Here is a 21,843-nt window from a genome sequence, read left to right on the forward strand (position 1 = left end):
AGCTTTTCAGAAAGGAATTTTTCCATATGTATCAGAAATTAAAACGCATTCTGGCTCTGACAGCCGTTGTCATTATTTTACTGTTATATGCAGCCACCTTTGTACTTTCCCTGCTTCCGGGCGATCAGGCGAAAGACCTTCTCATGGTATCCATCGTAGCCACTGTGGTCATCCCGGTGCTTCTCTATATTTACCTGTGGCTGTTCCGCCTGTTTAAGGGTGACGGCAAAGATCAGAACGATCCCGAAAAATAGGCATTCTGCACACAACTGTTTCTTCCGCATATATTACACTATAAATTTCTGCAGAAGGAATGAGATCATGAAAAAATGGTTTTGTCTCATGCTGTCCGCGCTTACTGCCCTTTCTCTGGGCGGATGCGGCGGACAGGAATCACCCTCCGGCACTTCGCTGACTCCGGTTACACTCAACGAAGTAGCCCATTCTATCTTCTACGCTCCCCAGTATGTGGCAATTGAAAACGGTTATTTCAAGGACGAAGGAATTGATCTGACCCTGGTCACCGGTTTCGGTGCCGACAAAACTGCTACCGCCGTTATCTCCGGCGAGGCGGACATTGGTTTCATGGGCAGCGAATCTTCCATTTATATTTACAATCAAAATCCGGACGATTATCTGGTCAATTTTGCACAATTGACCCAGCGGGCCGGTAACTTTCTTGTATCCCGGACTCCCATTGATAATTTCCAATGGGAAGATCTGAAAGGTGCGTATGTGTATGGCGGAAGAGCCGGCGGCATGCCGGAGATGGTATTTGAATTCATATTGAAGAAAAATGGCATCGATCCTGCTGCTGACCTGACCATCGACCAGAGTATCGATTTTGGTTCCACCGCTGCTGCCTTTACCGGAAATGGTTCTCCTGCAGATTATACAGTCGAATTTGAGCCTGCCGCTACTGCACTTGAGCAGGAAGGAAAGGGCTATGTAGTTGCTTCTCTCGGCGAAGCCTCCGGCTACGTACCATACACCGCCTACAGTACAAAACAGAGCTACCTTGCTGCTCATCCTGATCTTCTGCAGGCCTTCACCAATGCCCTTCAGAAGGGTATGGATTACGTCCAGACCCATACCCCGGAGGAAATTGCAAAAGTCATTCAGCCTCAGTTTGCAGAGACTGACCTTGATACCATCACTGCCATCGTCACCCGATACTATGAGCAGGATACATGGAAAAGTGATCTGATCTTTGAGCAGAGCAGCTTTGATCTTTTACAGAATATTCTGAAAGAAGCAGGGGAACTGCCTGCATGGACACCTTATGAAGATCTGGTAACCACTACCTTTGCTGCAGAAGCTTCTGAATCCGCTCACTAATCTTCCAAAATGTTGATCCCGGCATGATATTTTCTCCGCTCTGATTTTCATGTAGTTTTAATAACCATATCACTTGACTTTCTTTTCCGTATCTATTATAATTATTTTGATAATCAAAATAACATTCAAAGGGCAACTGCCCGGAAAAGAGTACTTATGAAGGTAAAACCGTTACAGATTGGAAATAAAATTGCAAGACTGCCACTGATTCAGGGTGGCATGGGTGTTGGCGTCAGCCTGTCCCGACTGGCAGGTGCCGTGGCAAAAGCCGGTGGAGTCGGCATCATCTCCACCGCACAGATTGGATTTGAGGAACCGGATTTTGCAGAAGATTCCAAAACCGCCAACCTGCGCGCCATGAGACAGGAATTGGAAAAGGCAAGAACCATTGCACGAGATGTGGATGGCAAATGTCCGGGACTGGTGGGATTCAACATTATGGTCGCCACCCGCGATTATGAAGATTATGTGAGAACCGCCGCCGACGCAGGTGCAGATGTCATCATCTCCGGTGCCGGACTTCCTGTGGATATGCCTGCATATGTGGAAGGCACCGATACAAAGATCGCGCCCATCGTCTCCTCTGAGAAAGCTGCCCGCATTATTCTGAAACGCTGGGATAAACGTTTTCACCGTACCGCAGATTTTCTCGTCATTGAAGGTGCCCATGCCGGAGGACATCTCGGTTTTTCCAAAGAGCAGCTCTCCCATCTCTATGAGTCGGATTACGACAGCCAGTATGATGAAGAAATCCGCCGCATTATCATCTGTGCAAAAGAATATGCAGATAAATATCAGACGTCCATTCCAGTCGTCGTAGCTGGCGGAATTATGCATGAAAACCAGGTCCGCCATGTACTGGAACTGGGTGCTGACGGTATTCAGGTGGCAACACCCTTTGTCACCACCGAGGAATGCGACGCCGCAGATGCATTCAAACAGGCTTATGTAGATGCCCGTCCGGAGGATATTGAGATCGTCATCAGCCCGGTCGGTATGCCCGCAAGAGCCATCCACAATCCATTTCTCGAAAAAATCAGCCATGGCAAAGAATGCATCACAAAATGCTACCGCTGTCTGGAAAAATGCAATCCGAAAGAAGCTCCTTACTGCATTACGCAGGCATTAATCCGTGCGGTAAAAGGAGATGTAAACGATGGTCTTATTTTCTGCGGAGACAATGCCGCTTATCTCGATCACATCGGAACAGTTCCGGAAGTCATAAAAATGCTCTTCGGTTCTGCCGAATAGACTTCAGATGTACAAAAATCCCCGGAGATTTATTTTCTCCGGGGATTTCTTATATTTTTGTCTTATTCAAAATCCTGTTCTCTCAATACGTGATTGCCGTCTTCGTCCACATTCTGCTTCGTCATCTTCGCAAAGAAGCTTTTAAATCCGCCTTTTTCCGCATGTTCTATTGCCTGGTCGATGATCTCTTTTACTTCCGCTACGGATACATCGTGATCCAGTGTCTGCTTACAGCCAATCTTGTCATACAGAGCCAGCATGGCAAATTCGTCAAATACATACTCATTTTCCAGAGCATATGCTTTTCCAAAGTTCACAAGCTCATCGTTTGAGAAGATGGGAACATCCACCATATAATCAAACTTTGACGCAAAATTCTTATTTTTCCGAAAAATCTTCTGAATCTCATCGGAAGTGCCTTCCAGAATAATCAGAAGTCCGCCGGTATCCCCTTCCATGGCAAGACTTAATGCCATCAGGGTTGCCTCTGCCAGTCCGCCTGCACTCTCGATGATCAGAGCTCCGCCTTTCAATTTTCCAAGCACCTCATGTGCATCCTTGGAATTCAGCTTACTTCCGCTGATCTTCGCCAGCTTTCTGCCCTCGATCCGACCGTCTTTCTGAAGTGCACGCACAATATCAATAGCAAGCGTCGTCTTTCCGTTTCCATGAGGTCCAGTGATGACCAGATTCCCTCTGGAAGAATTGTTGTGGCTTGACGGTTCTGCCCCTTTTAAAAGACCTGACAACTGCTTGCTCATTCCTTTTACCGTTGCGAAATAGGTAAACAGACGTGCCTGCTCTCTGGTCAGATAACCAGACTTCACTGCTGTCTCCGTTACCTGCACTGCGAGGGAACGCTCCAGATCACGAATCGTGTTTTTAGAACCGGACGGTATCTGCTCTTTCTGCGACAGCTTCACCTCTTCCGGCTGCTCATTCCCGATCTCCTCTACGATCATCTCACCAGCTTCATCATCTTCCTCTATATTCTGGGGAAGATCGTCCTCCGTCACAATCGGTGTGATCGCCTGTTTTTCCTCTTCAATCTCATTGAGGATTTTGCGCACATCCTCCGGAATTTCTGCAGATTCTCCGGAAATCAGCTTCATAAGTTCTGCCGTCTCCTGCATGGCTTTCGCCTTACGGGCTTCTTCTTTCTCCGCGTTAGCTTTCAGCATGGCTTCCGTCTTTGCTCGCTTGCTGTCCCATTCTGCCAGTACATCCGGAATCGTCAGCTGTTCTGTCAGGTTATCTTCCAGCGGATTCTTCTCTTCCGGTTCCTCTATCTCCGGAATGTCCTCTGGCTCCTCTATCTCCGGAATGTCCAGATCAAGGCTCTCCAGTTCGATGTCCTCCAGCTCTTTCTCCGGCTCCTCCTCTGGTTCCTCTATCTCCGGGACATCCAGATCAAGGCTCTCCAGTTCGATGTCCTCCGGCTCTTTCTCCGGCTCCTCCTCTGGTTCCTCCATCTCCGGGACATCCAGATCAAGGCTTTCCAGTTCGATATCATCTGATTCTTCTGTCTTCACTTCTTCCATGGGTTCTTCTTCCTTCACTTCTTCCATGGGTTCTTCTTCCTTCACTTCATCATCAGATGGCAGCTCTGGAATGTCAATACCATCATCACCATCCAGCAAAATCTCGTCGAGATTTGCCGCCAGCTCTGCCTGTAGATTTACCGTGCTGAATTTGTCATCGTGGAATGCGACTTCTGTCTTCTTATAATCATGCGGCTCTTCTTCCGGCTGCATGGCCTTGTCATATTTCTCCTGCTGAGCGGCGGTAAGCGGGGCATACTGCATCTTCAGTTCCATGGCTTTGGTCACATATTCGCCCTCACTGAACCACAGAATCAATTCATCACACTCACGGACACATTCTTCTGTCATTCCTGCTTCCGCATAGAGAGAAGCCAGCTCATAGGCCCATCGCTCCTGATACTCATGGGTTTTATACTCCTGCAGAGTCTGGATCTGGTCCTCCAGTGATGATCCTCTTTCCCGATATATCTGATATTTCAAAATGTATCTGCTCTGATCGTGAGGTGCCGCCTTTACAAATTCACGGTACAGATTAATTGCCTCTTTGAATTCATGCATCTTTGTGGCAATTTCTGTCATCTTGTAGAGCAGCATCCGTCCTACAGGCGCCCTGTCATATGCAATATTTAGGATCTCCATGCAGTCCTCATACCGTTCCATCGCCTCATATACTTCGCTGACCACATACAGCATATCCAGACTGCGCACTCTGCGCCAGTCAATAGTGTCAGCAATCTTGGCAGCCGTCTCATAGTCTTTTTTGCCTGCCAGCTTTTCTATCTGTTCCGCCTTCAGGCGATACTCATACTTATCCAATGTTGGACGCCCTCTTTTCCTATACTTCTACTACTCTGGAACAAGCTACAGCCAGACAGCCATCTCCAATATGGCATGCTACGCTCAATGACAGCTCATCTACTCTCTGAACCTGATATCCTAGGAATTCTGCTTCTAATTCTTTTACAAATTCCAGCGCGGCTTCTTTATTATTCGTATGAGCAACATCAAGCCGCATCTCTTGTCCTGCAAAACGATTTTCCAGGTCACTGCGAATGGCATCAATCATAGTACGCTTTGCCGCATTCATAGTACGTACTTTTGCAAAAGCATCCAGCTTTTCACCATGAATCTGAAGTACCGGTTTTAATCTGAGCATCGTGCCAAGGGCTGCAGCTGCTGGTGTGATTCTGCCGCCTTTTTTCAGATATTTTAAGGTTGTTACCGTAACATAAATACTGGACTGCAGTGCTTCTTTTTCCAGTACTCCCTTTACCTCAGCAGCCGTCTTTCCTGCTGCAATTAATTTCTGTGCATCTGCTATAGAAGCAATCTGGGTAATGGAAACACGCTGGTTATTAACCACCTGTACTTTTCCATCATAATCATCTGCCAGCATCATGGCTGTCTGGCAGCTTCCGCTTAAACCACTGGACATGGGAATATGCACAATCTCATCATACTCTTTCAAAACCTCCTCCCACAGTTTCATGACTGAATCCGGAGATGGCTGAGATGTAGCTACATCAGCATCTTCTTTTAAAAACTCATAGAACTGCTCTGGAAGGAGATCCACTCCGTCCAGATATTCCTTTCCGTTAATCAAAAACGGCATCGGGAGGACAAAAATTCCCATCTCCTTTGCTTCTTTCTGGCTGATTCCACTGTTGCTGTCGGTTACAATTGCTATTTTACTCATACGATTATTATCCTCTTCTATAATTTTTCCCAGCAAAAATAACAATGATAATGCTGGCGGCTTCCTGCCGGAACGAAATTTTCCGCTCCGCAGTAGGCACATTTGATCCGCTCCATTCCGGAAGGAGTTCCCGGTTCGTAATCACCTCGACGTCCGATTCTGTCCGGCTTACCTTTCGAATAAGCAGCTTCATAGTGACAATTGTCTCTGGCTGCCTGTCGCTCCATCTTTCTCTCCTTTTGGCGCGGCTGATTGGGTTTTGCGGTAGGTTTTAATTTTTCGACCATGGGACGGACCGGCTTGTTCGGCGTCGGTGTTCTTCTCTCCGGCACTCTTTCTTCCGAATGATTCTGCCCCTTTGCGAGCCTGTTCTGCTTTCCAATTCTAGAAAGAATAAAAAATATCACAACGGTGATAATTATTTCCATATCATTTCCTCCTGGCTCTCTGAGCATAAAAACCCATACTTTGATTTATTATAGCAAAAGCCATTCCAGAAAACAAGAATGGCAGAAGCCTTTTTACAGGTTTCTGCCATTCTACTTCTTTCAATATTTATTTTTTCATTTTGGAATCAAACACCAGACTTGCAAAATAACCAAATACCAGCGCCGCACAGGTGCCGGCGGAACCAGCGGAAAATCCGCCCTTGAAAATTCCCAGAAGCCCTTCTTCCATGACCGCTTCTTTAACCCCTTTCCACAGCACGTTTCCAAATCCAAGCAAGGGTACACTGGCTCCTGCACCGGCATACTTTTGAAATGGCTCGTATATCCCGACTGCCCCAAGCACAGCGCCTGTACATACCAAAAGTACCATAATCCGCCCCGGCATAAGTTTTGTCTTTTCCATCAGAATCTGTGTCAGGGCACAGATCAGTCCGCCTACCCAGAATGCATTGATATAATCCATGAAAAACCACTCCTTTTTGACAGTATGCGAGGCTTTTAAAAAAAATATGCAATTTTTTCAAAATAATGCTTGCATTTTTATTTCGCCTGTGGTAAAGTAAGCAAGTCGACGAAATGCGGCAACAAAATGGTGGATTGGTCAAGCGGTTAAGACGCCGCCCTCTCACGGCGGAAACAGGGGTTCGATTCCCCTATCCACTGCTTTATATCGAATATTTGTCAAACCGCATGGTGGATTGGTCAAGCGGTTAAGACGCCGCCCTCTCACGGCGGAAACAGGGGTTCGATTCCCCTATCCACTGCTTTTAAGAACTGTGTATGATTTCATACACAGTTTTCTTTTTGTCTTTTTCTATTTTTCAACACAATAAAAGCTGTGAAATCTCTTTCGAATTTCACAGCTTTTTGTACATTGTCTTTTTATGCTGCTGATGCGGTATTTTTGAAGATCACACCTTTATAGCGTGCCAGTACACACAGCAGTACGGTTCCCATAATACTTGCCGTCAGAATCTCGCCAAGACCTACCGTCACCATCAGGAATGGAATCGGAAGGGGTTCTCCATATCCGAATTTCAGCACCCACGGAATAACAATGGCGTTCAGAACCACCGGCGGAACACTTGCCAGAAATTTGCTCTTTCCGCGAAGCATCCAGGTAAGATATGCCGCTGCAAGAGTGGTCAGACTTCCTGCCAGCACATCCAGCAGAATACCACCGCCGAGCGCATTGGCAATGAGACATCCGATAAAGAGTCCCGGAATAGCTGCCGGAGTGAAGAAGGGCAGCACCGTCAGTGCCTCTGCCACACGGGTCTGAATTGCGCCGTAGCTGATTGGCTCAAATACCAGACAGAGCACCACGTAGATCGCTGCAATCATAGCAGCCTGGGTCATAAAAAGTACCTTGTTGTTTGTTTTCATATTCTGTTTTCTCCTTTAGTTTTGTTTTACGAGTGGAAGGTCACGAACACTCGGCACATTTTAAGGCGGTGACCGCCTTGAAAGCCCTGTACGACCTTGTTTTTATGGGCTTTATAACGGCTCATAGGATACCATATACACCCTCGATTTGTCAAGACCGGACCTTTTCTTGTAAAAATGCCCTGTTTTTCCGTATTTCTTCAGAATTATTCAGCTTTCCCCCTCTTGAGTTCTTCTTTTTCATATGCTATCATACCGTGAACAGATAGATTTTGATAATGGAGGTTTCTTCATGTCTGCAAAAATAAAAGCATTTAAAGAAAAATATCCTCATATATGGGTAGTTTCCTATTTTATTATTTATATGATCTGGTTTGTATGGCTGGAAAGCCGGGCTGATGAACCATACCATGTGATTCATTTTCCACTGGATGATTACATTCCGTTCTGTGAATATTTTATTATTCCTTACCTGCTGTGGTTTGCATATATCGCTGTTGTATATGTCTGGCTGTTCTTCCATGACCGCCCGAATTTCTTCCGATATATTGCATTTATCTATGCTGGAATGACATTGTTCCTGATCATTTCCACCCTCTATCCGAACGGTCATCTTCTCCGCCCGCTGGAATTTGACCGGGATAATATTTTTATCAAACTGGTATGTTTTATCTACTGGGCAGATACATCTACCAACATTCTTCCCAGCATCCATGTGTTTAATTCCATCGGCGCCCACATGGCAGTCATGCATACGCCGGGACTGAATCAAAAAAAGTGGACCGTCCGACTTTCACGCATCCTGTGCGTGTCCATCATCCTGTCCACTATGTTTATCAAGCAGCATTCCTGCATTGACGTGATCTTCGCTATATTACTTGGTGTGATTATAAATTATATCGTTTACCACACCTGCTTTTTAGTTAAAGCCCATGACTTTGTTGGCAAGTTTGTACGCAAGCACCGATACTTTACGCCCTCCCTTGCCCGGGAGATTCATAGCGCGGCCGAAGATGCCGAAATATAATTTATAGTAAAGACCTGAGTCCTTATTTTTAAGGTACTGCCACAGGTCTTTTTTCTTTGCCAGACTTTCTTCCGTACCGGAACGAATCAGCATAATAGAGGATACCGTCATCATAATATCCAGATAGCTGGTCATATATTTTCTCAGTTTTACTGGCTGAATCGTCTTCATGTCATACTGATCGATCATAATCTTGTTGACTTTGATCTGCTGATCCACACGACCAATCATAACCTGCTCATTAACTGACTGATCTGCTCTGCCAATGAAATAATGATACAGATCAATATCCATATAATAAAGCGTCTTCACATAGGGCAGCGGATAATATACAAAAATGTTATCCACATAGAAAGTATGTTTCGGCAGCTCCAGTCCACATTCTTTCAACATATGGGTACGGTAAATCACAGAGTGCATAAGAATGTATTGTCCCAGACGGAAATGTTTTACGTCTCTCCAGGTAAACACTTCATCCTGCGGAAATGCCGATGCATAACTCACTGCTTTTTTATGTTTTACTCCCTGCTTATCATAAATATAGTTGCAGATCATCATATCCGGTGCTTTTCCCTGATGCACCAGTTCTGCCAGCTTCGCCAGCACCTTCGGATAATTTTCCTCATCCAGCCAGTCATCGCTGTCTACGACTTTGAAATACAGGCCGGTGGCATTTTTCAAACCGGTGTTGACTGCCTGTCCGTGACCGCCGTTTTCCTGATGTACTGCTTTGACAATGGTTGGATATTTGGCAGCATATTCATCTGCAATCTCTGCGGTTCTGTCTTTGGTAGAACCGTCATCCACAATGATAATCTCCACCTCTTCTCCGCCGGGAAGCAGGGATTCGATGCAATTTCTCATATAACCTTCCGAATTGTAACAAGGAACTGCGATTGATAATAACTTCATTTTATACTTCTTTACCTTTCCTGTATTTTTCTTCTCCCAGTGCAATATCCAGATACTCTGCATAGGCCGCAAATGCCGCCGGAATCGGATAACTGCTCTCAGTTTCTTTTGTTTCTATAAATAAGAATCCGGAATCTTCCATATGATCTGTTTCTTCCAGACTCACAGCATACCCCGTCATATGCCATTCCACATGACTGAAAATGTGTTTTGCTCCCGCAAGCGGCAAGATTCGAAGGGGCGATAATCCCCATTCTTTCACCTGCTCCAGCACCTGCTGCTCACTTAAGTTTCCATCCAGATTTGGAAGTTCATAAAGTCCTGCCAGCAGTCCTTTTGCCGGCCGTTTCCTGATCGCTACCCGGTCTCCGTCTTTTAAAATCAGCACCGTCCGGTCTTCGATCCGACGTCCTTTCTTTGCCTTTTTCTTTGGAAGCTCGTCTACAATTCCTTCCGCTTTTGCCCTGCAGCAAAATGCCAGTGGACATTCTTCGCACTTCGCCTTTCCGTTTGGCACGCAGACAATGGCCCCGATCTCAATGAGCGCCTGGTTAAAATCCCCCGCCCGCTCTTTGGGAATCAGTTCCCGGATCTCCGCTTCCATGGCATTTTTTACTGACTGCTTCAGCACATCCTCATAGCTTGCCTTCACTCTGGAAATGACACGCAGCACATTTCCGTCCACAGCAGGCATGGGAATGCCAAACGCAATGGAAGAGATTGCTCCTGCCGTATAACTGCCTATCCCCGGCAATGCCAGAAGCTTTTCAAAATCCGCCGGAAATTCTCCGCTGTATTCTGTCATAATGACCTGTGCAGCCTTCTGCATATTCCGTACCCGGTTATAGTAGCCAAGCCCCTCCCAAAGTTTCAGAAGCTCATCCTCCGGACATGCTGCCAGTGCTGACACATCCGGCAGTGCTTTCATAAAACGCTCAAAAAACGGCTTCACAGCCTCCACGCGGGTCTGCTGCAGCATAATCTCAGATACCCACACCCGATAAGGCGCTGTATTTTCTCTCCAGGGAAGCACACGTGCATGCCCATCATACCATGAAAGCAGCGGCATTACAATCTGTTCCAGTGATGTCTCTTCCGTCATAACCGCACTTCCACCTCCTGATCTGCACAGATAGAATCCGGTTCCACCAGACAGTCTGCCGCCATAATATGCACCCCTGCCTGCTTCGCATCCCGCAGCGCCTCTCCAAAAGCCGGATGCGTCCGGTCATTAGGTTCCATCCAGCAAACACCTTTCATCTGGATAATAAACAGGATGCCGGCCTCATAGCCGTCTTCACGGGCCCGCATCAGCTCATGCACATGTTTTACACCGCGCTCTGTCGGTGCATCCGGAAAACGCGCCACTCCATCTTCTTCCAGAGTCACTCCCTTGATCTCCAGAAACATACGGACGTCTCCGTCTTCCAGATAGAGATCAATGCGGGAATCCCCGTATCTGGTCTCCGGCCTTATGACCGTCTCCTTGGAAAATACATGCCGCTCTCCATCTGACCGCCAGATTGCAAAATGACCGCTGCGAATCCATTCCTCCGCCACCCGGTTGGGAATCTGGGAATCCATGTTAATCAGAAGATCCCCCTTCTGCACCGCAATCAGGTCAAGGGCTGTCTTCCTCGCCGGATTAACATTTCTCTGCACCCAGATTCTGGCATCCGGCACCAGCAATTCTCTGCATCTGCCAGTATTTTTCACATGACAGACTTCCATTCCACGCTCCGTCTCCACATGGGCAATAAACCGGTTGGGGCGGGATTTGAAGACTGCCGCTTCTATTTTTTCGTATTTCATAAAGCCTAGTATAACATAAAACCTTGATTTCTCCTACTTAATTTTATATTATGGAAAATAGTACAAATTCTTAAGAAAACCTGAACGAAGGAGATTTACATGAAAACCGATGGTATTATTTTAGATATTGATGGAACTTTATGGAATTCCACTCCCATTGTCGCAGAGGCGTGGAATGAGATTATTGAAAAGCGGGATGATATCCCCTTCCGTTTTACCGCGAAGCAGCTGACACAGCTTTTTGGCCGCCCGCTGCCAGTCATTGCCGATATGGTATTTCCATTTCTGGAAGAAAAGGAGCGCTATGACCTGATGAATGAATGCTGCGAGCGCGAGCATGAACTTCTCCGCGCATCCACGCAGAACATCCTTTACCCGGGCGTGGCAGAGACCATGAAGGCTCTCTGTAAAAAGATTCCGCTCTTTATCGTCAGCAACTGCCAGTCAGGCTATATTGAACTCTTCCTGGAGAAGACCGGCCTTGCTGACTGCATTACCGATTCTGAATGCGCCGGCCGCACCGGCCTTTCCAAAGGTCCTAACATCCGCCTGGTTGCTGACCGGAATCACCTGCAGAACCCTGTCTACGTAGGCGACATCGACGGCGACCGCCAGGCTTCCGAAGAAGCCGGCGTTAAATTCTGCCACGCCTCCTATGGATTCGGGAAAGTCGAAAGAAAAGATTATGTAATGAAAGAGTTTTCGGATCTGATGACATTATTTGAATAAGGTTTTCACCTGCTGCTCGGTCTGCTGCAGCACCTCTTCCGTCACACCAGCCTTTGTAAGGTAATGGAGTTCATCCACGGTTCCCTCTCCATGGGGAACCAGGTAAGCTCCGGCATCACTTCCAAGTCCAATATGCGCTCCCAGCCTCATCGCCTTCCGCACATTTTCCATCTGGCGTTCCAGATTCTTCTGTACTTCCTCATCCGGGAAGCGTCCGCATCCAAGCAGATTGCCCACCGGCGCAAAGGTCGGCATCCAGGCTGTTCCTTTTTCTGCCAGCAGATGCAATGTCTCTTCTTCCATGAAAAATCCATGTTCCAGACTGTCAACGCCCGCTTCCAGTGTCTCATAACAGGTCTGATTGCCATTGCAATGAGCCATGACCGCCATACCAGCGTCATGAGCCGTACCGATCATCCTGCGAATTGATTCCCGGTCAAGACCTTCTTCTGTCAATGTTCCCGCGTGGGCAAAATCCAGAATCCCGCTGACCATAATCTTGATAAAATCAGCGCCTTCCTCTTTCGCTCTCAAAACCAGCGCCTCATACTCTGTCCACGTATCAAAGGGCAATCCCACAATACCACCGTAATGATGACGTTTATGAATGGCAAACACCGGAGTACGGTAATCAATCCCATACTCCGGCGCCAGTTCTTTTGCCTTTTTGGACGCTCCGCGCGCATCTCCGCCATCCCGCACAAAGGTTATCCCGGCATCTTTCCATTCCTTAAGATGGGCACGGACTGCTGCCTCGCAGACACCGTCTTTATGAAGTGCCACCGCTGCTTTATAATTGATTCCGTCCATAATTACATGGGCATGACATTCTCCGAACATTGCTTTCGCCTTCTTTTTCTATCTGTTTTTCCGATTATGCATTTTTTTCAAAAGAAATAAAGACAAGGGAACTGATGAACAACATGTACGGGTAAAACAACATTGGCAGAATATCAAATGCACTGACTGTCTCACCCAGGCCGGAAGCCGCTGAGATGGCAACCAGCATCTGTGCTCCATAAGGAAGAATTCCCTGAAAGATACAGGAAAATGTATCCAGAATGGATGCTGCTTTCTTATTGCTGATCCCATAGTTTCCTGACATTTCTTTTGCAATTGGATTTGCCATAACAATTGCGACTGTATTATTCGCGGTTGCAATATCCATCAGACCTACCAGCAGACCCATGCCAAGGAGTCCGCCTTTTCTTCCTTTGAACACCTTTTTTATCCAGTACAGCAATGCGGCAAATCCACCATATTCTTTGATCAGTGCACAGATAGACGCTACCAGAATGGCAACCATGCTGGTTTCAAACATACCTGCTGCCCCGTCTCCCATATTTCCAAGCAAATCCGTCGGCACGATCATCCCTGTCGCAATCATAATGATGGATCCGCTTATGATTCCTGTAATCAGTACCAGGAACACATTTAAGCCAAGAATACCTCCCGCCAGCACCAGTATATAAGGAATAGCCTGTATCAGATGATATTCTTCCTGCACAACTCCACCACTGTAATTTTTCACAGACAGACTGTAAATAATCACCAGACTGACAATTGCTGCCGGAAGTGCAATGAAAAAGTTTTCCTTAAATTTATCTGTCATCTTACAACCCTGTCCATTACATGCGGCAATTGTCGTATCAGATATAAAGGACAGATTATCCCCAAACATTGCACCACCCATGACTGTCGCAATACAAAGCGGCAGATCAAAACCCGATGCTCGCGACACGGCTATTCCAATCGGGGTAATTAAAGTAATGGTTCCTACGGAAGTCCCCATTGCAAGTGATACAAAACAACTTACTACAAAAAGCACCACAACCGCGAACTGAGGCGGTATCAGTGACAGAATAAAATATGCCACACTGTTTGCTGATGTTCTTCCAACAACACCCACAAAAATTCCAGCCAGCATAAATATGATGATCATGGTAATAATGTTCGGATCGCTGATTCCAACTCCCATTATTTTCAGTTTATCATTCAGGCTTAATTTCCGGTTTTGCAGACATGCAACAAGCAGTGCAAGCAAAAATATAATCACAACAGGAATTTTGTAAAATCCCATCTCGATCTTCAGGCCATATTCAAACAGAATCCCCAGTCCCAGATATAAAACCACAAACACCGCGATAGGCAATAAGGCTTTTGCGTTTCTTTTTTCCATTTTTTAATCCCTCTCTACCCCTTTTATTTATCCCAAACTATACCATGCCATGATACCGCAAATGCCTTAAAAAATCAATGACCCTACTTCCAATGAATCACTGCTTCCACCGAATCCGTATACTGATCATCAGTGATGGACTTGTAACGGGAGCCGTCATACCAGTCGGTGAAACCGTTGTCAATTTTGTAAATATTTCCAGTTTCAGTGTCCACGATGCGCTCGTAACCCAGGGTAGCGTCACTCTGCTTCTGGCTCATAATATCCTGGCTCCGGTTCCGGTTTTCCCAGGAAGACATGATGCTGTCGGACATCTCACTGGCTGACTGGCTGAGAGACTGGGAGGTAGAGGCCGCCTGATTGCTCTGGGACATGGCAAAGCTCTGGAACTCCGGCGTATAATTAAGACTGCTGAGGACTTTGTTCAAAGTAGGCTGCCAGTCCTGAAAGGTTCCCTTTTCTGCACTGAGGACTGTCAGATTATAGACAGAATAATATCCCATTCCCGTGCCCATGGCAAAGGGAACCACGTCCGCCGTGAACATTCCCTCTCCCGCCGTACCATCCTGCGTAAAATCAGCCCGAAGAATGGAGGGTGAAATAGCAACGCTGCTCATTCCCTGAGTGCTTTCAAAACTCTCTGTTACAGAAAAATCTGCAATGTACGGTGTCTGAATATCCGCATAATCAGCAGTTGCATTCATTGCGTCTGCAAACTGTGGGAATATTTCAAAGACTCCCTGTGTCGATACATTCGTAAGAATGGGACATTTTCCAAACAAATCACTGGAAAGCGCCATCATCGCCCGGGAATTTTCATCTGAAAATAATGGTTCCATTTTTAACATAAAGAAAATCTGATTTACCGGATTCTCCGGATCAAAAACGTGAATCGCATGAAACATACCGGTGTACATGGCAGAAGATCTCACATTCCAGCCTTCCGGAATATTCATACTGAATTCCGTGCAACTATAAGGCACCAGCTCCTGAGCAGATGCCAGCGGAACGACTGTCCAGTTGTCCTCGACAGCGGTCTCAGTCTTCGAATCTGCCGCAGCTGCCTGTCCCTCTTCTCCATCCGGCAAGGTTTCTTCCCCCTCTTCTTCATCCGGTGCAGTCACAGCTGCTACGCTTCCTGGCCGTTCAAATACCATCTCTGTATCGGCATTTGCCAGCATCAGCACACCATCCTCCAACGTATAAGAATCTGCCACATCTTCCATGGTAATGCTGCTGTCATCCCAGGTCAGATCATAGACCGTCCCGTCATAATCCATGGTTCCGGTACCGTCCTCCAGGAGTTCCAGCGTCATGGCAGTGCCCATCTCTTCCAGGTCCTCCTTTCCGACAGTCATACCATTATAGGTCATGCTCACAAGCTCCCAGGTTCCTGCTGCAGTGTCTGCAGCAGCAATCGTTGCAGCATCCGCTGCGGTACCCATTTCCACATTTGATGCTGTATCTGCTGCTCCGCCACAGCCGGTCAGTAAAAGCGCCGCAAGCAGCAATGCTCCTGCCTTTTTTTCATCTCGTAATCTCATCGCAGTCCCTCCTCCACAAGATCATCCCATATCACATTCTGAATATTCTTCCAGCCCTCTGTCTCATAACAAGTGTTATTTCTCAACAGGTTTCCGGCTTCAAAATCCAGCGTCCAGACATTTCCGTCCGCCATTTGGAAAGCAAGAGTCTCTCCGGCGTCCATGGTGCGAAGCTCTGTCTCCTCCCCGACGACAAGCTGCTTCAGAGCCTTCATACAGGCATCGATGGTAGCTGCATCGGTAATCTGCCATTCATTATAAGCCTCACCCTCCTCACTGTAGGTAAGTGCTATGGGAGTTTTCACATATTCTGCGATCTCACTCAGGGACATGGCTGGAAACTCCACCGTATTTCCCATTACATCGTCCCTTCCCTTTCCATATCCGTCCACTGTATACCAGGCAGAAGTGCCAGTATGGCTGGTCTCCTCATCGTCCTCCATAATCTCATAAAGGTGAATGGTGGTTGTGCCGTCGTCATTCTTCACACATTCCACCTCCGGCGCCAGAAAATTACTTTCCTTCAGATAATAAGCACGAGCCATAGCCGCCAGTTCAACACTCTGATAGGGTGCCAGAATGTCCTGCTTTTCCATTGTTGCAGAAGTATCCGGCATCCAGTCGGAAGCAAGCAGGGTATAGGTTCCTGTCTGAATGTTGTCAGAATCACCTCCGGCCATCAGATCGGTGTTTCGTTCTACCGTCATAACCACCTTTTCCGGATAAAAAACGAAGTCAAATTTCGTAAAGGACGGTGTCAGATCTTCTCCCTGTTCCTGCATCACGCGGGTAACCTCCGCGGAATCTTCTTCCTCTTCTGAAAGATCCAGATCGTAAATCACTTCCTCATATTCTTCAGAACCCGACTGAAAAAAGCAATGAAGCCGAATATCATTCCGAGTTTCCAGAATGTATTTTTTCTGTCCGTTCTCTTCGGTGTAAGCAAAGCCGTTATAGGCTTCCAGCCGGGGAGCTTCCTTTTTTGCGGCGGTTCCGCAACTGCAAAGCAGTTCTGCTGCCAGCAGAACGAAAAGCATTCTGTAATGATGTTTCTTTTTCATCCTCCATTCCTCCTGTGATATCGATAGTAAAACTGGACCAGTCCGATTCTGGACTTTGTTCCGGTTTTCTCATTAAGGCTGGCAATATGCCGATACAATGCTGCTCTGGAAATCATCAGTGTCTCTGCGATGTCCTGAACGTTTTCATCAGATACCAGCAGCACCTCCAGCACCTCTTTTTCCCGCTCTGTCAGGGAAAACGATGCAGCAAACATTTCCAGACTTTCTTCCTCTCCAGGCTTTGTCCCGCTGCTCTCCGGTTCTTTCTTTTCCTGCATATACAGAGCATTACTGTAAACGAAAAATGCAATGCTGATCAAAACAAATAGTACCAGCAACACACCATCCCGCAGTATCTGGTTTTCTGACCGTATGAGCCGAAGTGACAGTGATCCTGTAGCAAAAGCACAGATGTTGTTCACAGCCCTTCCAAGACCTGCCCAGAGCTTCGGGCACTTCATCCGGGTCGAAAGCCGCATAAAGCTTACCGTAAAAAATACAACAAAGAACCCGGCTGACAGATAAAACACAACCAGTCCTGCCAAAAAAGGGCCGCCATTTTCCAGTACCACAATAGAGAGCACCGACAAAACCGTCACACAATACATCAGTATATTTCCATACCGGCGTTCCCGGCCGTCAAAGAAAACACCCGCCAGAAGACCGCTTCCTGCAAGCAGCAGTCTTGGCCATTGTCCCACATCTGCACTGCCAGATACGTGTCCCAGTGTCACTGCTGCATCCAGCGTAGAAAAAATACAGGTGATCAATATCACAAGAAGAATCAGCCAGAGACCCGCATGCCCGGAGCTTTTCGATGTGCTTTCCGATGCACTTTCTGCTTCTGACATTCCATTCTCCGCATTTAACAGCAACACAGAAAACACCGCTGCTGAGACAGCCAGAACCACAGACTCTGCCGTATCATTTTTTATGAGATTATTATTAAGAAACTGAAGAAGGATTCCTACCGCATAAGATATGCCGACAGCCTTCGCCAGATGCTCAGGCTCCGCCTCCCTGGAGAGATAATAATGTACCGCGCTGCCTGCCATACCCATCAGAATAAAACAGATACAGCCCGCCGCCAGAATCGTACCATAGGAGTTATGCTGCCAGATTACAAAAATACAAATCACCCCTGCCAGTGCTCCTGCAAACACAACGATCTGCCAAAATTTTTCTTTTATGCAGGAAGCAGCAGCCGGGTAAAGCAAAAAGCCCAGCACGCTGGCTCCCAGCACATAGCCCTGGGCCGTCACCACCTGTTCCGGTCCGGTAACCAGTGCCATCATATTATCAAACTGATATTCGATCCCCAGAAAAATAAAATTGAAAAAAGCAAGGGCCAGCATCAGCACCCTTCCATTTGATCTGCACCATTTCATCTATCTTCACTCCGTTTATCTTTTGAATTACCTTCTTTCTGATAATTTTATTATAAACAAAAGTCTCATGCAGACAAGGTGACATTCGTCTCAATCTTTTCCCTTGCTTCTTTTTTCTGTTTTTTCAATTTTTTATTTTCAGGTCAGGAATGAAACACATGTCAACTGCAAGACCTTTTTCGCTTATGTTAGACTACAGACAACAGTATCAAACCAGATCATAATCACCACCGAAAGGAGTATCATTCTATGGAATATCAGGAAGTAAAATGCAGAAACTGCGGAAGTCCAATGCATGTTGCAGAAGGCGCCGAACGAATCCGCTGCCCCTATTGCGGCACCGAATACATTCTGAAATCTCACAACAAGCAGGAAATTTCCGTCCATGTCATCAACTATGGCGGACGAGGTGCGCTGATTCTCTGTCATTCCTCCGGCTCTGCCGTTTCCTCCTGTGAAGCTGTCTTTGACCGTTTCCTGAAGGAGCTGAAGTACGGTCCTCTCTACTTTGCCCTTCAGGATGAGGAACTCCAGCGCGCCCGGCAGATACAGCTTCAGGGAGCCACTTTCCCAGACCTCAGATATCGTAAACCAGGCCTGCCAGGATCACAGCCGCCAGATGGATCACATCTATGACCACTCCACCGACGGTATCCGTGGCGTAGAACATTACCGTGATTCCTATGGGAATGCCTATCAGGCAGACGTGAAATATGATCATATCTATAAAAATGGGAATACCTTTGTAGCCAGCACGGACGGCAGCCTGCAGCTTGGTCCGGACTGGGAAGAATTAAAGAAATAAAAATAGACATAGAGATTGGAGACTTCATATGAAAAAAGTTTACACGAAATATGATTACATCGATATATACTCGAAATTAGGGGTAATGACCGGTACTTTTGCTGCTGTCAGCATATCACTTTCACTTTTCCTTGGATTTGTGATTACATTAGCCGGCCATGCTCATCCAGATCTGTCAAGTCGAATCTGTCTTCTCCTGTTTGTTCTGAATCTGCCTGTCGTGCTTCGCAATATCAAGCGCTATAGGGCAATTCAGAACAAACTTCAGAGAAAGCATTCAGATGATGCGGAAGAAAATGTTACCTCTCAGATCATTCTTCCAACCAGAAAACAGTTATGGGGAGGGATGATCCTGCTCGCTGTCCTTGCTTTTACAATACTGTTTTTGAGTGTTCTGATGCTCTGGCTTATGATTTCATACTATGAAAACATTTTCTTGATTTTGTTTATCTTTTTAGGTTCCTTATCTCTTCCGGTATTGGCCGTAATGGTTACATACATCCGGCTATTAGTCATTACTAAAAATTTGTGCCAGTAGCTAGAAGAGGCTGCTTTACAGAACCGTCAGAACATCTGTGTCCTTCGTAACAGCACCTGTTTTGACTTCACCGATTGCTTCACAGTCATCTGTGTTAGTTATTACAACTGCCGTTGTTACCGGATAACCTTCACTTTTAATAAGGTCCATATCAAACTCTGCCAGCAGGTCACCTGCTTTCACCTGATCACCGGCCTTTACCTTCACATCAAAGCCTCTGCCATTTAATTTAACCGTATCCATTCCTATATGAATCAACAGTTCCACACCATTTTTACTCATAAGACCGAGGGCATGTTTCGTATCAAAAACGGTCGTCACCTCACCGTCCACCGGTGCGTAGGCTTTTCCTTCTGACGGTTCCACACCAAAACCTTTACCAAGCATTTCAGAAGAAAAAACTGCATCCTGCACCTCTGATAATGGAATAACAGTTCCATTCATGGGACTTTTGATCACCTTCTCAGATATCTGCTTTTCCTCTTTTTTCTCTACTGTTGCTTCTGTATTGGTATTTTCGTCGTTTGTTTTACCGGAAATACCGGTAAAATCTTCAGGTTTTACCTGATCAGCCGCAGCTGTCTGTAAAAATGCTTCCAGATTTGTTTTCAGTACCGCTACCTGCGGTCCATAAATGACCTGAATTCCTTTTCCCTTTAAGATTACACCCCGGGAGCCACTCTGCTTAAGCAGTGCCTCCTCTACTTTCGCTGGTTCTTTGATGGTACAGCGAAGTCTGGTAGCACAGCAGTCCACATCTTCAATATTGGATTTTCCTCCAAGGCCCGCAGTGATCAGTGCAGAGACTTCTGCGCCTTTCACACCGGATTCCTTTGCTGCATTGTAATCTGCTTTGGTGTACAGTTTGGTCTCCACATCTTCATCTTCCCGGCCCGGAGTCTTCAGATCAAATTTGAGGATCAGGAATTTGAAGATACCGTAATACAGCAGGAAATAAATGATTCCCACCGGAATGATCCGAAGCCAGCTGGTCTTTGCATTTCCCTGAAGAATACCAAACAGGAACAAATCCAGAAGTCCGCCGGAAAATGTCAGTCCGACAGCAATGTTCAGGATATGAGCAATCATATAAGCTGCTCCTGCCAGGAGCACCTGTACGGCAAACAGCATAGGTGCTACAAACAGGAAAGAAAACTCCAGCGGCTCCGTAATACCCGTTGCCATACATGCCAGTGCTGCCGAAAGCAGAAGTCCGCCTGCCTGTTTTTTCTTCTCCGGCTTTGCAGTCTGGTACATAGCCAGTGCTGCCCCCGGCAGACCAAAGATCATAAAAATAAATTCACCGGAGAAATACCGGCATGCATCTGCGCTGAAATGAACGGTGGACGGATCTGCCAGCTGTGCAAAGAAAATGTTCTGTCCACCTTCAATCATTTTTCCTGCCACTTCCATGGAACCACCCACTCCGGTCTGCCAGAACGGAAGATAAAATACATGGTGCAGACCAAATGGAATCAATGCACGTTTGATGATTCCGAAAATCAATGTTCCCAGATAACCGGTTCCTGTAACCAGTCCGCCCAGCGCATAGATTCCATTCTGAACCACCGGCCACACAAAAAACATACCGATTCCCACCAGTACATATACAACGGTGCTGATAATCGGAACAAAACGGCTTCCACTGAAAAATGCCAGTGCACTTGGTAGTTCAATCGTATAAAAACGGTTGTGGAGTGCCGCCACACCGAGGCCTACAATAATACCTCCAAAGACACCCATCTGCAATGTCTGGATACCTACAGAACTGGTGATGGTTCCCTGAATAACAAAGTCTGCGATACTTCCATCATCCAGAATCTGTCCGCTGTTGACCAGCATGGCATTGACTGCCGCATTCATAGTAAAATAAGCGATCACAGCAGAAAGAGCCGCAACCTCTTTTTCCTTTTTCGCCATACCGATGGCACATCCTACCGCAAAGATCATTGGCAGATTGTCAAACAATGCACTTCCAGCCTTGCTAAGTACCGTCAGGAACATGTTTAATATGGTTCCCTCTCCTAAGATTGCCTGCAATCCATACGTATCAATCATAGTTGCATTTGTAAAAGAACTTCCAATTCCAAGCAGCAGACCTGCTACCGGAAGCACAGCGATGGGCAGCATAAAGGAACGACCTACCCTCTGTAAAACTCCAAAAATCTGATCTTTCATTTCTTC

Annotated in this window: 22 protein-coding genes and 2 tRNA genes; 10 read left to right on the forward strand and 14 right to left on the reverse strand. The window is 46.5% G+C overall.

Annotated features, from left to right (window positions below; all coding sequences use genetic code 11):
- Positions 1–26 precede the first annotated feature (26 nt).
- The 3 genes from LKD36_RS02565 (at position 27) to LKD36_RS02575 (ending at position 2,589) form a co-directional block, all read left to right on the forward strand.
- Positions 27–254, forward strand: a complete 228-nt coding sequence (locus LKD36_RS02565; protein WP_118770603.1) for a hypothetical protein — start codon at positions 27–29, stop codon at positions 252–254.
- A gap of 67 nt (positions 255–321) precedes the next feature.
- Positions 322–1,338 carry an ABC transporter substrate-binding protein gene (locus tag LKD36_RS02570; protein ID WP_308458537.1) on the forward strand — a complete coding sequence of 339 codons (1,017 nt, stop codon included), beginning with the start codon at positions 322–324 and terminating at the stop codon, positions 1,336–1,338.
- A 156-nt stretch (positions 1,339–1,494) separates the two neighbouring features.
- Positions 1,495–2,589 carry an NAD(P)H-dependent flavin oxidoreductase gene (locus LKD36_RS02575; RefSeq protein ID WP_308458538.1) on the forward strand — a complete coding sequence of 365 codons (1,095 nt, stop codon included), beginning with the start codon at positions 1,495–1,497 and terminating at the stop codon, positions 2,587–2,589.
- Between the two features lie 62 nt (positions 2,590–2,651).
- Here the strand turns inward: LKD36_RS02575 and LKD36_RS02580 are convergent, their stop codons facing one another.
- From LKD36_RS02580 to LKD36_RS02595, 4 genes are all read right to left on the reverse strand, one after another.
- The gene (locus tag LKD36_RS02580) at positions 2,652–4,949 is read right to left on the reverse strand and encodes a hypothetical protein (protein WP_308458539.1); all 2,298 of its coding nucleotides are present in this window, start codon (positions 4,947–4,949) and stop codon (positions 2,652–2,654) included.
- A 19-nt stretch (positions 4,950–4,968) separates the two neighbouring features.
- Complete coding sequence (locus LKD36_RS02585; protein WP_308458540.1) at positions 4,969–5,829, reverse strand: DegV family protein; 861 nt, start codon at positions 5,827–5,829, stop codon at positions 4,969–4,971.
- Between the two features lie 17 nt (positions 5,830–5,846).
- Complete coding sequence (locus tag LKD36_RS02590) at positions 5,847–6,257, reverse strand: hypothetical protein (protein ID WP_308458541.1); 411 nt, start codon at positions 6,255–6,257, stop codon at positions 5,847–5,849.
- A gap of 127 nt (positions 6,258–6,384) precedes the next feature.
- Positions 6,385–6,741, reverse strand: coding sequence for a SpoVA/SpoVAEb family sporulation membrane protein (locus LKD36_RS02595; RefSeq protein ID WP_308458542.1), 357 nt, complete (start codon positions 6,739–6,741; stop codon positions 6,385–6,387).
- 128 nt (positions 6,742–6,869) lie between these two features.
- Between LKD36_RS02595 and LKD36_RS02600 the strand changes: the two genes are divergently transcribed.
- Both LKD36_RS02600 and LKD36_RS02605 read left to right on the forward strand, forming a co-directional pair.
- Positions 6,870–6,941: transfer RNA gene (locus LKD36_RS02600), tRNA-Glu, on the forward strand.
- Positions 6,942–6,970: 29 nt separating this feature from the next.
- A tRNA-Glu gene (locus tag LKD36_RS02605) sits at positions 6,971–7,042 on the forward strand.
- 118 nt (positions 7,043–7,160) lie between these two features.
- Here LKD36_RS02605 and LKD36_RS02610 read toward each other — a convergent pair.
- Positions 7,161–7,664, reverse strand: coding sequence for a QueT transporter family protein (locus LKD36_RS02610; RefSeq protein ID WP_118770610.1), 504 nt, complete (start codon positions 7,662–7,664; stop codon positions 7,161–7,163).
- Positions 7,665–7,956: 292 nt separating this feature from the next.
- On the opposite strand from LKD36_RS02610, the gene LKD36_RS02615 reads away from it, so the two are divergent.
- Complete coding sequence (locus LKD36_RS02615) at positions 7,957–8,691, forward strand: phosphatase PAP2 family protein (protein WP_308458543.1); 735 nt, start codon at positions 7,957–7,959, stop codon at positions 8,689–8,691.
- Here LKD36_RS02615 and LKD36_RS02620 read toward each other — a convergent pair.
- Genes LKD36_RS02620 through sfsA form a run of 3 tightly spaced genes read right to left on the reverse strand, consistent with a single transcriptional unit; the run spans position 8,584 to position 11,415 of the window.
- Positions 8,584–9,603, reverse strand: coding sequence for a glycosyltransferase family 2 protein (locus LKD36_RS02620; protein WP_118770611.1), 1,020 nt, complete (start codon positions 9,601–9,603; stop codon positions 8,584–8,586). The genes LKD36_RS02615 and LKD36_RS02620 overlap by 108 nt on opposite strands.
- Position 9,604: 1 nt before the next feature.
- Positions 9,605–10,705 (reverse strand): A/G-specific adenine glycosylase, encoded by a 1,101-nt coding sequence (gene mutY, locus LKD36_RS02625; RefSeq protein WP_308458544.1) that lies wholly within the window; start codon positions 10,703–10,705, stop codon positions 9,605–9,607.
- Entirely contained in the window at positions 10,702–11,415 is a 714-nt protein-coding gene (gene sfsA, locus LKD36_RS02630; RefSeq protein WP_308458545.1) for a DNA/RNA nuclease SfsA, read from the reverse strand. The genes mutY and sfsA overlap by 4 nt, the downstream gene beginning before the upstream one ends.
- A 99-nt stretch (positions 11,416–11,514) precedes the next feature.
- Here sfsA and LKD36_RS02635 point away from each other — a divergent pair, with 99 nt between their 5' ends.
- The gene (locus LKD36_RS02635) at positions 11,515–12,144 is read left to right on the forward strand and encodes an HAD family hydrolase (RefSeq protein ID WP_308458546.1); all 630 of its coding nucleotides are present in this window, start codon (positions 11,515–11,517) and stop codon (positions 12,142–12,144) included.
- Here the strand turns inward: LKD36_RS02635 and LKD36_RS02640 are convergent.
- The 5 genes from LKD36_RS02640 to LKD36_RS02660 form a co-directional block, all read right to left on the reverse strand.
- On the reverse strand, positions 12,133–12,984 hold the full coding sequence (locus tag LKD36_RS02640; RefSeq protein ID WP_308458547.1) for an amidohydrolase family protein: 852 nt from the start codon (positions 12,982–12,984) through the stop codon (positions 12,133–12,135). The genes LKD36_RS02635 and LKD36_RS02640 overlap by 12 nt on opposite strands.
- A gap of 34 nt (positions 12,985–13,018) precedes the next feature.
- Positions 13,019–14,323: a Na+/H+ antiporter NhaC family protein gene (locus LKD36_RS02645; RefSeq protein ID WP_308458548.1), complete on the reverse strand. Its 1,305-nt coding sequence runs from the start codon at positions 14,321–14,323 to the stop codon at positions 13,019–13,021.
- A gap of 83 nt (positions 14,324–14,406) precedes the next feature.
- Positions 14,407–15,867, reverse strand: coding sequence for a hypothetical protein (locus LKD36_RS02650; protein WP_308458549.1), 1,461 nt, complete (start codon positions 15,865–15,867; stop codon positions 14,407–14,409).
- Positions 15,864–16,928, reverse strand: a complete 1,065-nt coding sequence (locus tag LKD36_RS02655) for a hypothetical protein (protein ID WP_308458550.1) — start codon at positions 16,926–16,928, stop codon at positions 15,864–15,866. The genes LKD36_RS02650 and LKD36_RS02655 overlap by 4 nt, the downstream gene beginning before the upstream one ends.
- Positions 16,925–18,316: a LuxR C-terminal-related transcriptional regulator gene (locus tag LKD36_RS02660; RefSeq protein WP_308458551.1), complete on the reverse strand. Its 1,392-nt coding sequence runs from the start codon at positions 18,314–18,316 to the stop codon at positions 16,925–16,927. Before LKD36_RS02660 ends, LKD36_RS02655 begins: the two co-directional genes overlap by 4 nt.
- A gap of 249 nt (positions 18,317–18,565) precedes the next feature.
- Here LKD36_RS02660 and LKD36_RS02665 point away from each other — a divergent pair, with 249 nt between their 5' ends.
- From LKD36_RS02665 to LKD36_RS02675, 3 genes are read left to right on the forward strand one after another with little or no spacing between them, the layout of a single operon-like run.
- Entirely contained in the window at positions 18,566–18,952 is a 387-nt protein-coding gene (locus LKD36_RS02665; protein WP_308458552.1) for a zinc finger domain-containing protein, read from the forward strand.
- Positions 18,936–19,121 carry a hypothetical protein gene (locus LKD36_RS02670; RefSeq protein ID WP_308458553.1) on the forward strand — a complete coding sequence of 62 codons (186 nt, stop codon included), beginning with the start codon at positions 18,936–18,938 and terminating at the stop codon, positions 19,119–19,121. The genes LKD36_RS02665 and LKD36_RS02670 overlap by 17 nt, the downstream gene beginning before the upstream one ends.
- 28 nt (positions 19,122–19,149) lie before the next feature.
- A complete protein-coding gene (locus LKD36_RS02675) occupies positions 19,150–19,659 on the forward strand; it encodes a hypothetical protein (protein ID WP_308458554.1) in 510 nt (169 codons plus the stop codon).
- 15 nt (positions 19,660–19,674) lie between these two features.
- Here LKD36_RS02675 and LKD36_RS02680 read toward each other — a convergent pair whose 3' ends face one another.
- Complete coding sequence (locus tag LKD36_RS02680; protein ID WP_308458555.1) at positions 19,675–21,837, reverse strand: PTS transporter subunit IIABC; 2,163 nt, start codon at positions 21,835–21,837, stop codon at positions 19,675–19,677.
- Between the last annotated feature and the right edge of the window lie 6 nt (positions 21,838–21,843).

Source organism: Hominiventricola filiformis, assembly GCF_020686965.1.
GTDB lineage: Bacteria > Bacillota > Clostridia > Lachnospirales > Lachnospiraceae > Hominiventricola > Hominiventricola filiformis.

What these genes read in the sequence shown, in the direction of transcription:
- LKD36_RS02565 (WP_118770603.1), top strand. Translation starts at nt 27, where the DNA reads ATGTATCAGAAATTAAAACGCATTCTGGCTCTGACAGCCGTTGTCATT.
- LKD36_RS02570 (WP_308458537.1), top strand. Translation starts at nt 322, where the DNA reads ATGAAAAAATGGTTTTGTCTCATGCTGTCCGCGCTTACTGCCCTTTCT.
- LKD36_RS02575 (WP_308458538.1), top strand. Translation starts at nt 1,495, where the DNA reads ATGAAGGTAAAACCGTTACAGATTGGAAATAAAATTGCAAGACTGCCA.
- LKD36_RS02585 (WP_308458540.1), bottom strand. Translation starts at nt 5,829, where the DNA reads ATGAGTAAAATAGCAATTGTAACCGACAGCAACAGTGGAATCAGCCAG.
- LKD36_RS02590 (WP_308458541.1), bottom strand. Translation starts at nt 6,257, where the DNA reads ATGGAAATAATTATCACCGTTGTGATATTTTTTATTCTTTCTAGAATT.
- LKD36_RS02595 (WP_308458542.1), bottom strand. Translation starts at nt 6,741, where the DNA reads ATGGATTATATCAATGCATTCTGGGTAGGCGGACTGATCTGTGCCCTG.
- LKD36_RS02610 (WP_118770610.1), bottom strand. Translation starts at nt 7,664, where the DNA reads ATGAAAACAAACAACAAGGTACTTTTTATGACCCAGGCTGCTATGATT.
- LKD36_RS02615 (WP_308458543.1), top strand. Translation starts at nt 7,957, where the DNA reads ATGTCTGCAAAAATAAAAGCATTTAAAGAAAAATATCCTCATATATGG.
- LKD36_RS02620 (WP_118770611.1), bottom strand. Translation starts at nt 9,603, where the DNA reads ATGAAGTTATTATCAATCGCAGTTCCTTGTTACAATTCGGAAGGTTAT.
- mutY (WP_308458544.1), bottom strand. Translation starts at nt 10,705, where the DNA reads ATGACGGAAGAGACATCACTGGAACAGATTGTAATGCCGCTGCTTTCA.
- sfsA (WP_308458545.1), bottom strand. Translation starts at nt 11,415, where the DNA reads ATGAAATACGAAAAAATAGAAGCGGCAGTCTTCAAATCCCGCCCCAAC.
- LKD36_RS02635 (WP_308458546.1), top strand. Translation starts at nt 11,515, where the DNA reads ATGAAAACCGATGGTATTATTTTAGATATTGATGGAACTTTATGGAAT.
- LKD36_RS02640 (WP_308458547.1), bottom strand. Translation starts at nt 12,984, where the DNA reads ATGTTCGGAGAATGTCATGCCCATGTAATTATGGACGGAATCAATTAT.
- LKD36_RS02645 (WP_308458548.1), bottom strand. Translation starts at nt 14,323, where the DNA reads ATGGAAAAAAGAAACGCAAAAGCCTTATTGCCTATCGCGGTGTTTGTG.
- LKD36_RS02650 (WP_308458549.1), bottom strand. Translation starts at nt 15,867, where the DNA reads ATGAGATTACGAGATGAAAAAAAGGCAGGAGCATTGCTGCTTGCGGCG.
- LKD36_RS02655 (WP_308458550.1), bottom strand. Translation starts at nt 16,928, where the DNA reads ATGAAAAAGAAACATCATTACAGAATGCTTTTCGTTCTGCTGGCAGCA.
- LKD36_RS02660 (WP_308458551.1), bottom strand. Translation starts at nt 18,316, where the DNA reads ATGAAATGGTGCAGATCAAATGGAAGGGTGCTGATGCTGGCCCTTGCT.
- LKD36_RS02665 (WP_308458552.1), top strand. Translation starts at nt 18,566, where the DNA reads ATGGAATATCAGGAAGTAAAATGCAGAAACTGCGGAAGTCCAATGCAT.
- LKD36_RS02670 (WP_308458553.1), top strand. Translation starts at nt 18,936, where the DNA reads ATGGATCACATCTATGACCACTCCACCGACGGTATCCGTGGCGTAGAA.
- LKD36_RS02675 (WP_308458554.1), top strand. Translation starts at nt 19,150, where the DNA reads ATGAAAAAAGTTTACACGAAATATGATTACATCGATATATACTCGAAA.
- LKD36_RS02680 (WP_308458555.1), bottom strand. Translation starts at nt 21,837, where the DNA reads ATGAAAGATCAGATTTTTGGAGTTTTACAGAGGGTAGGTCGTTCCTTT.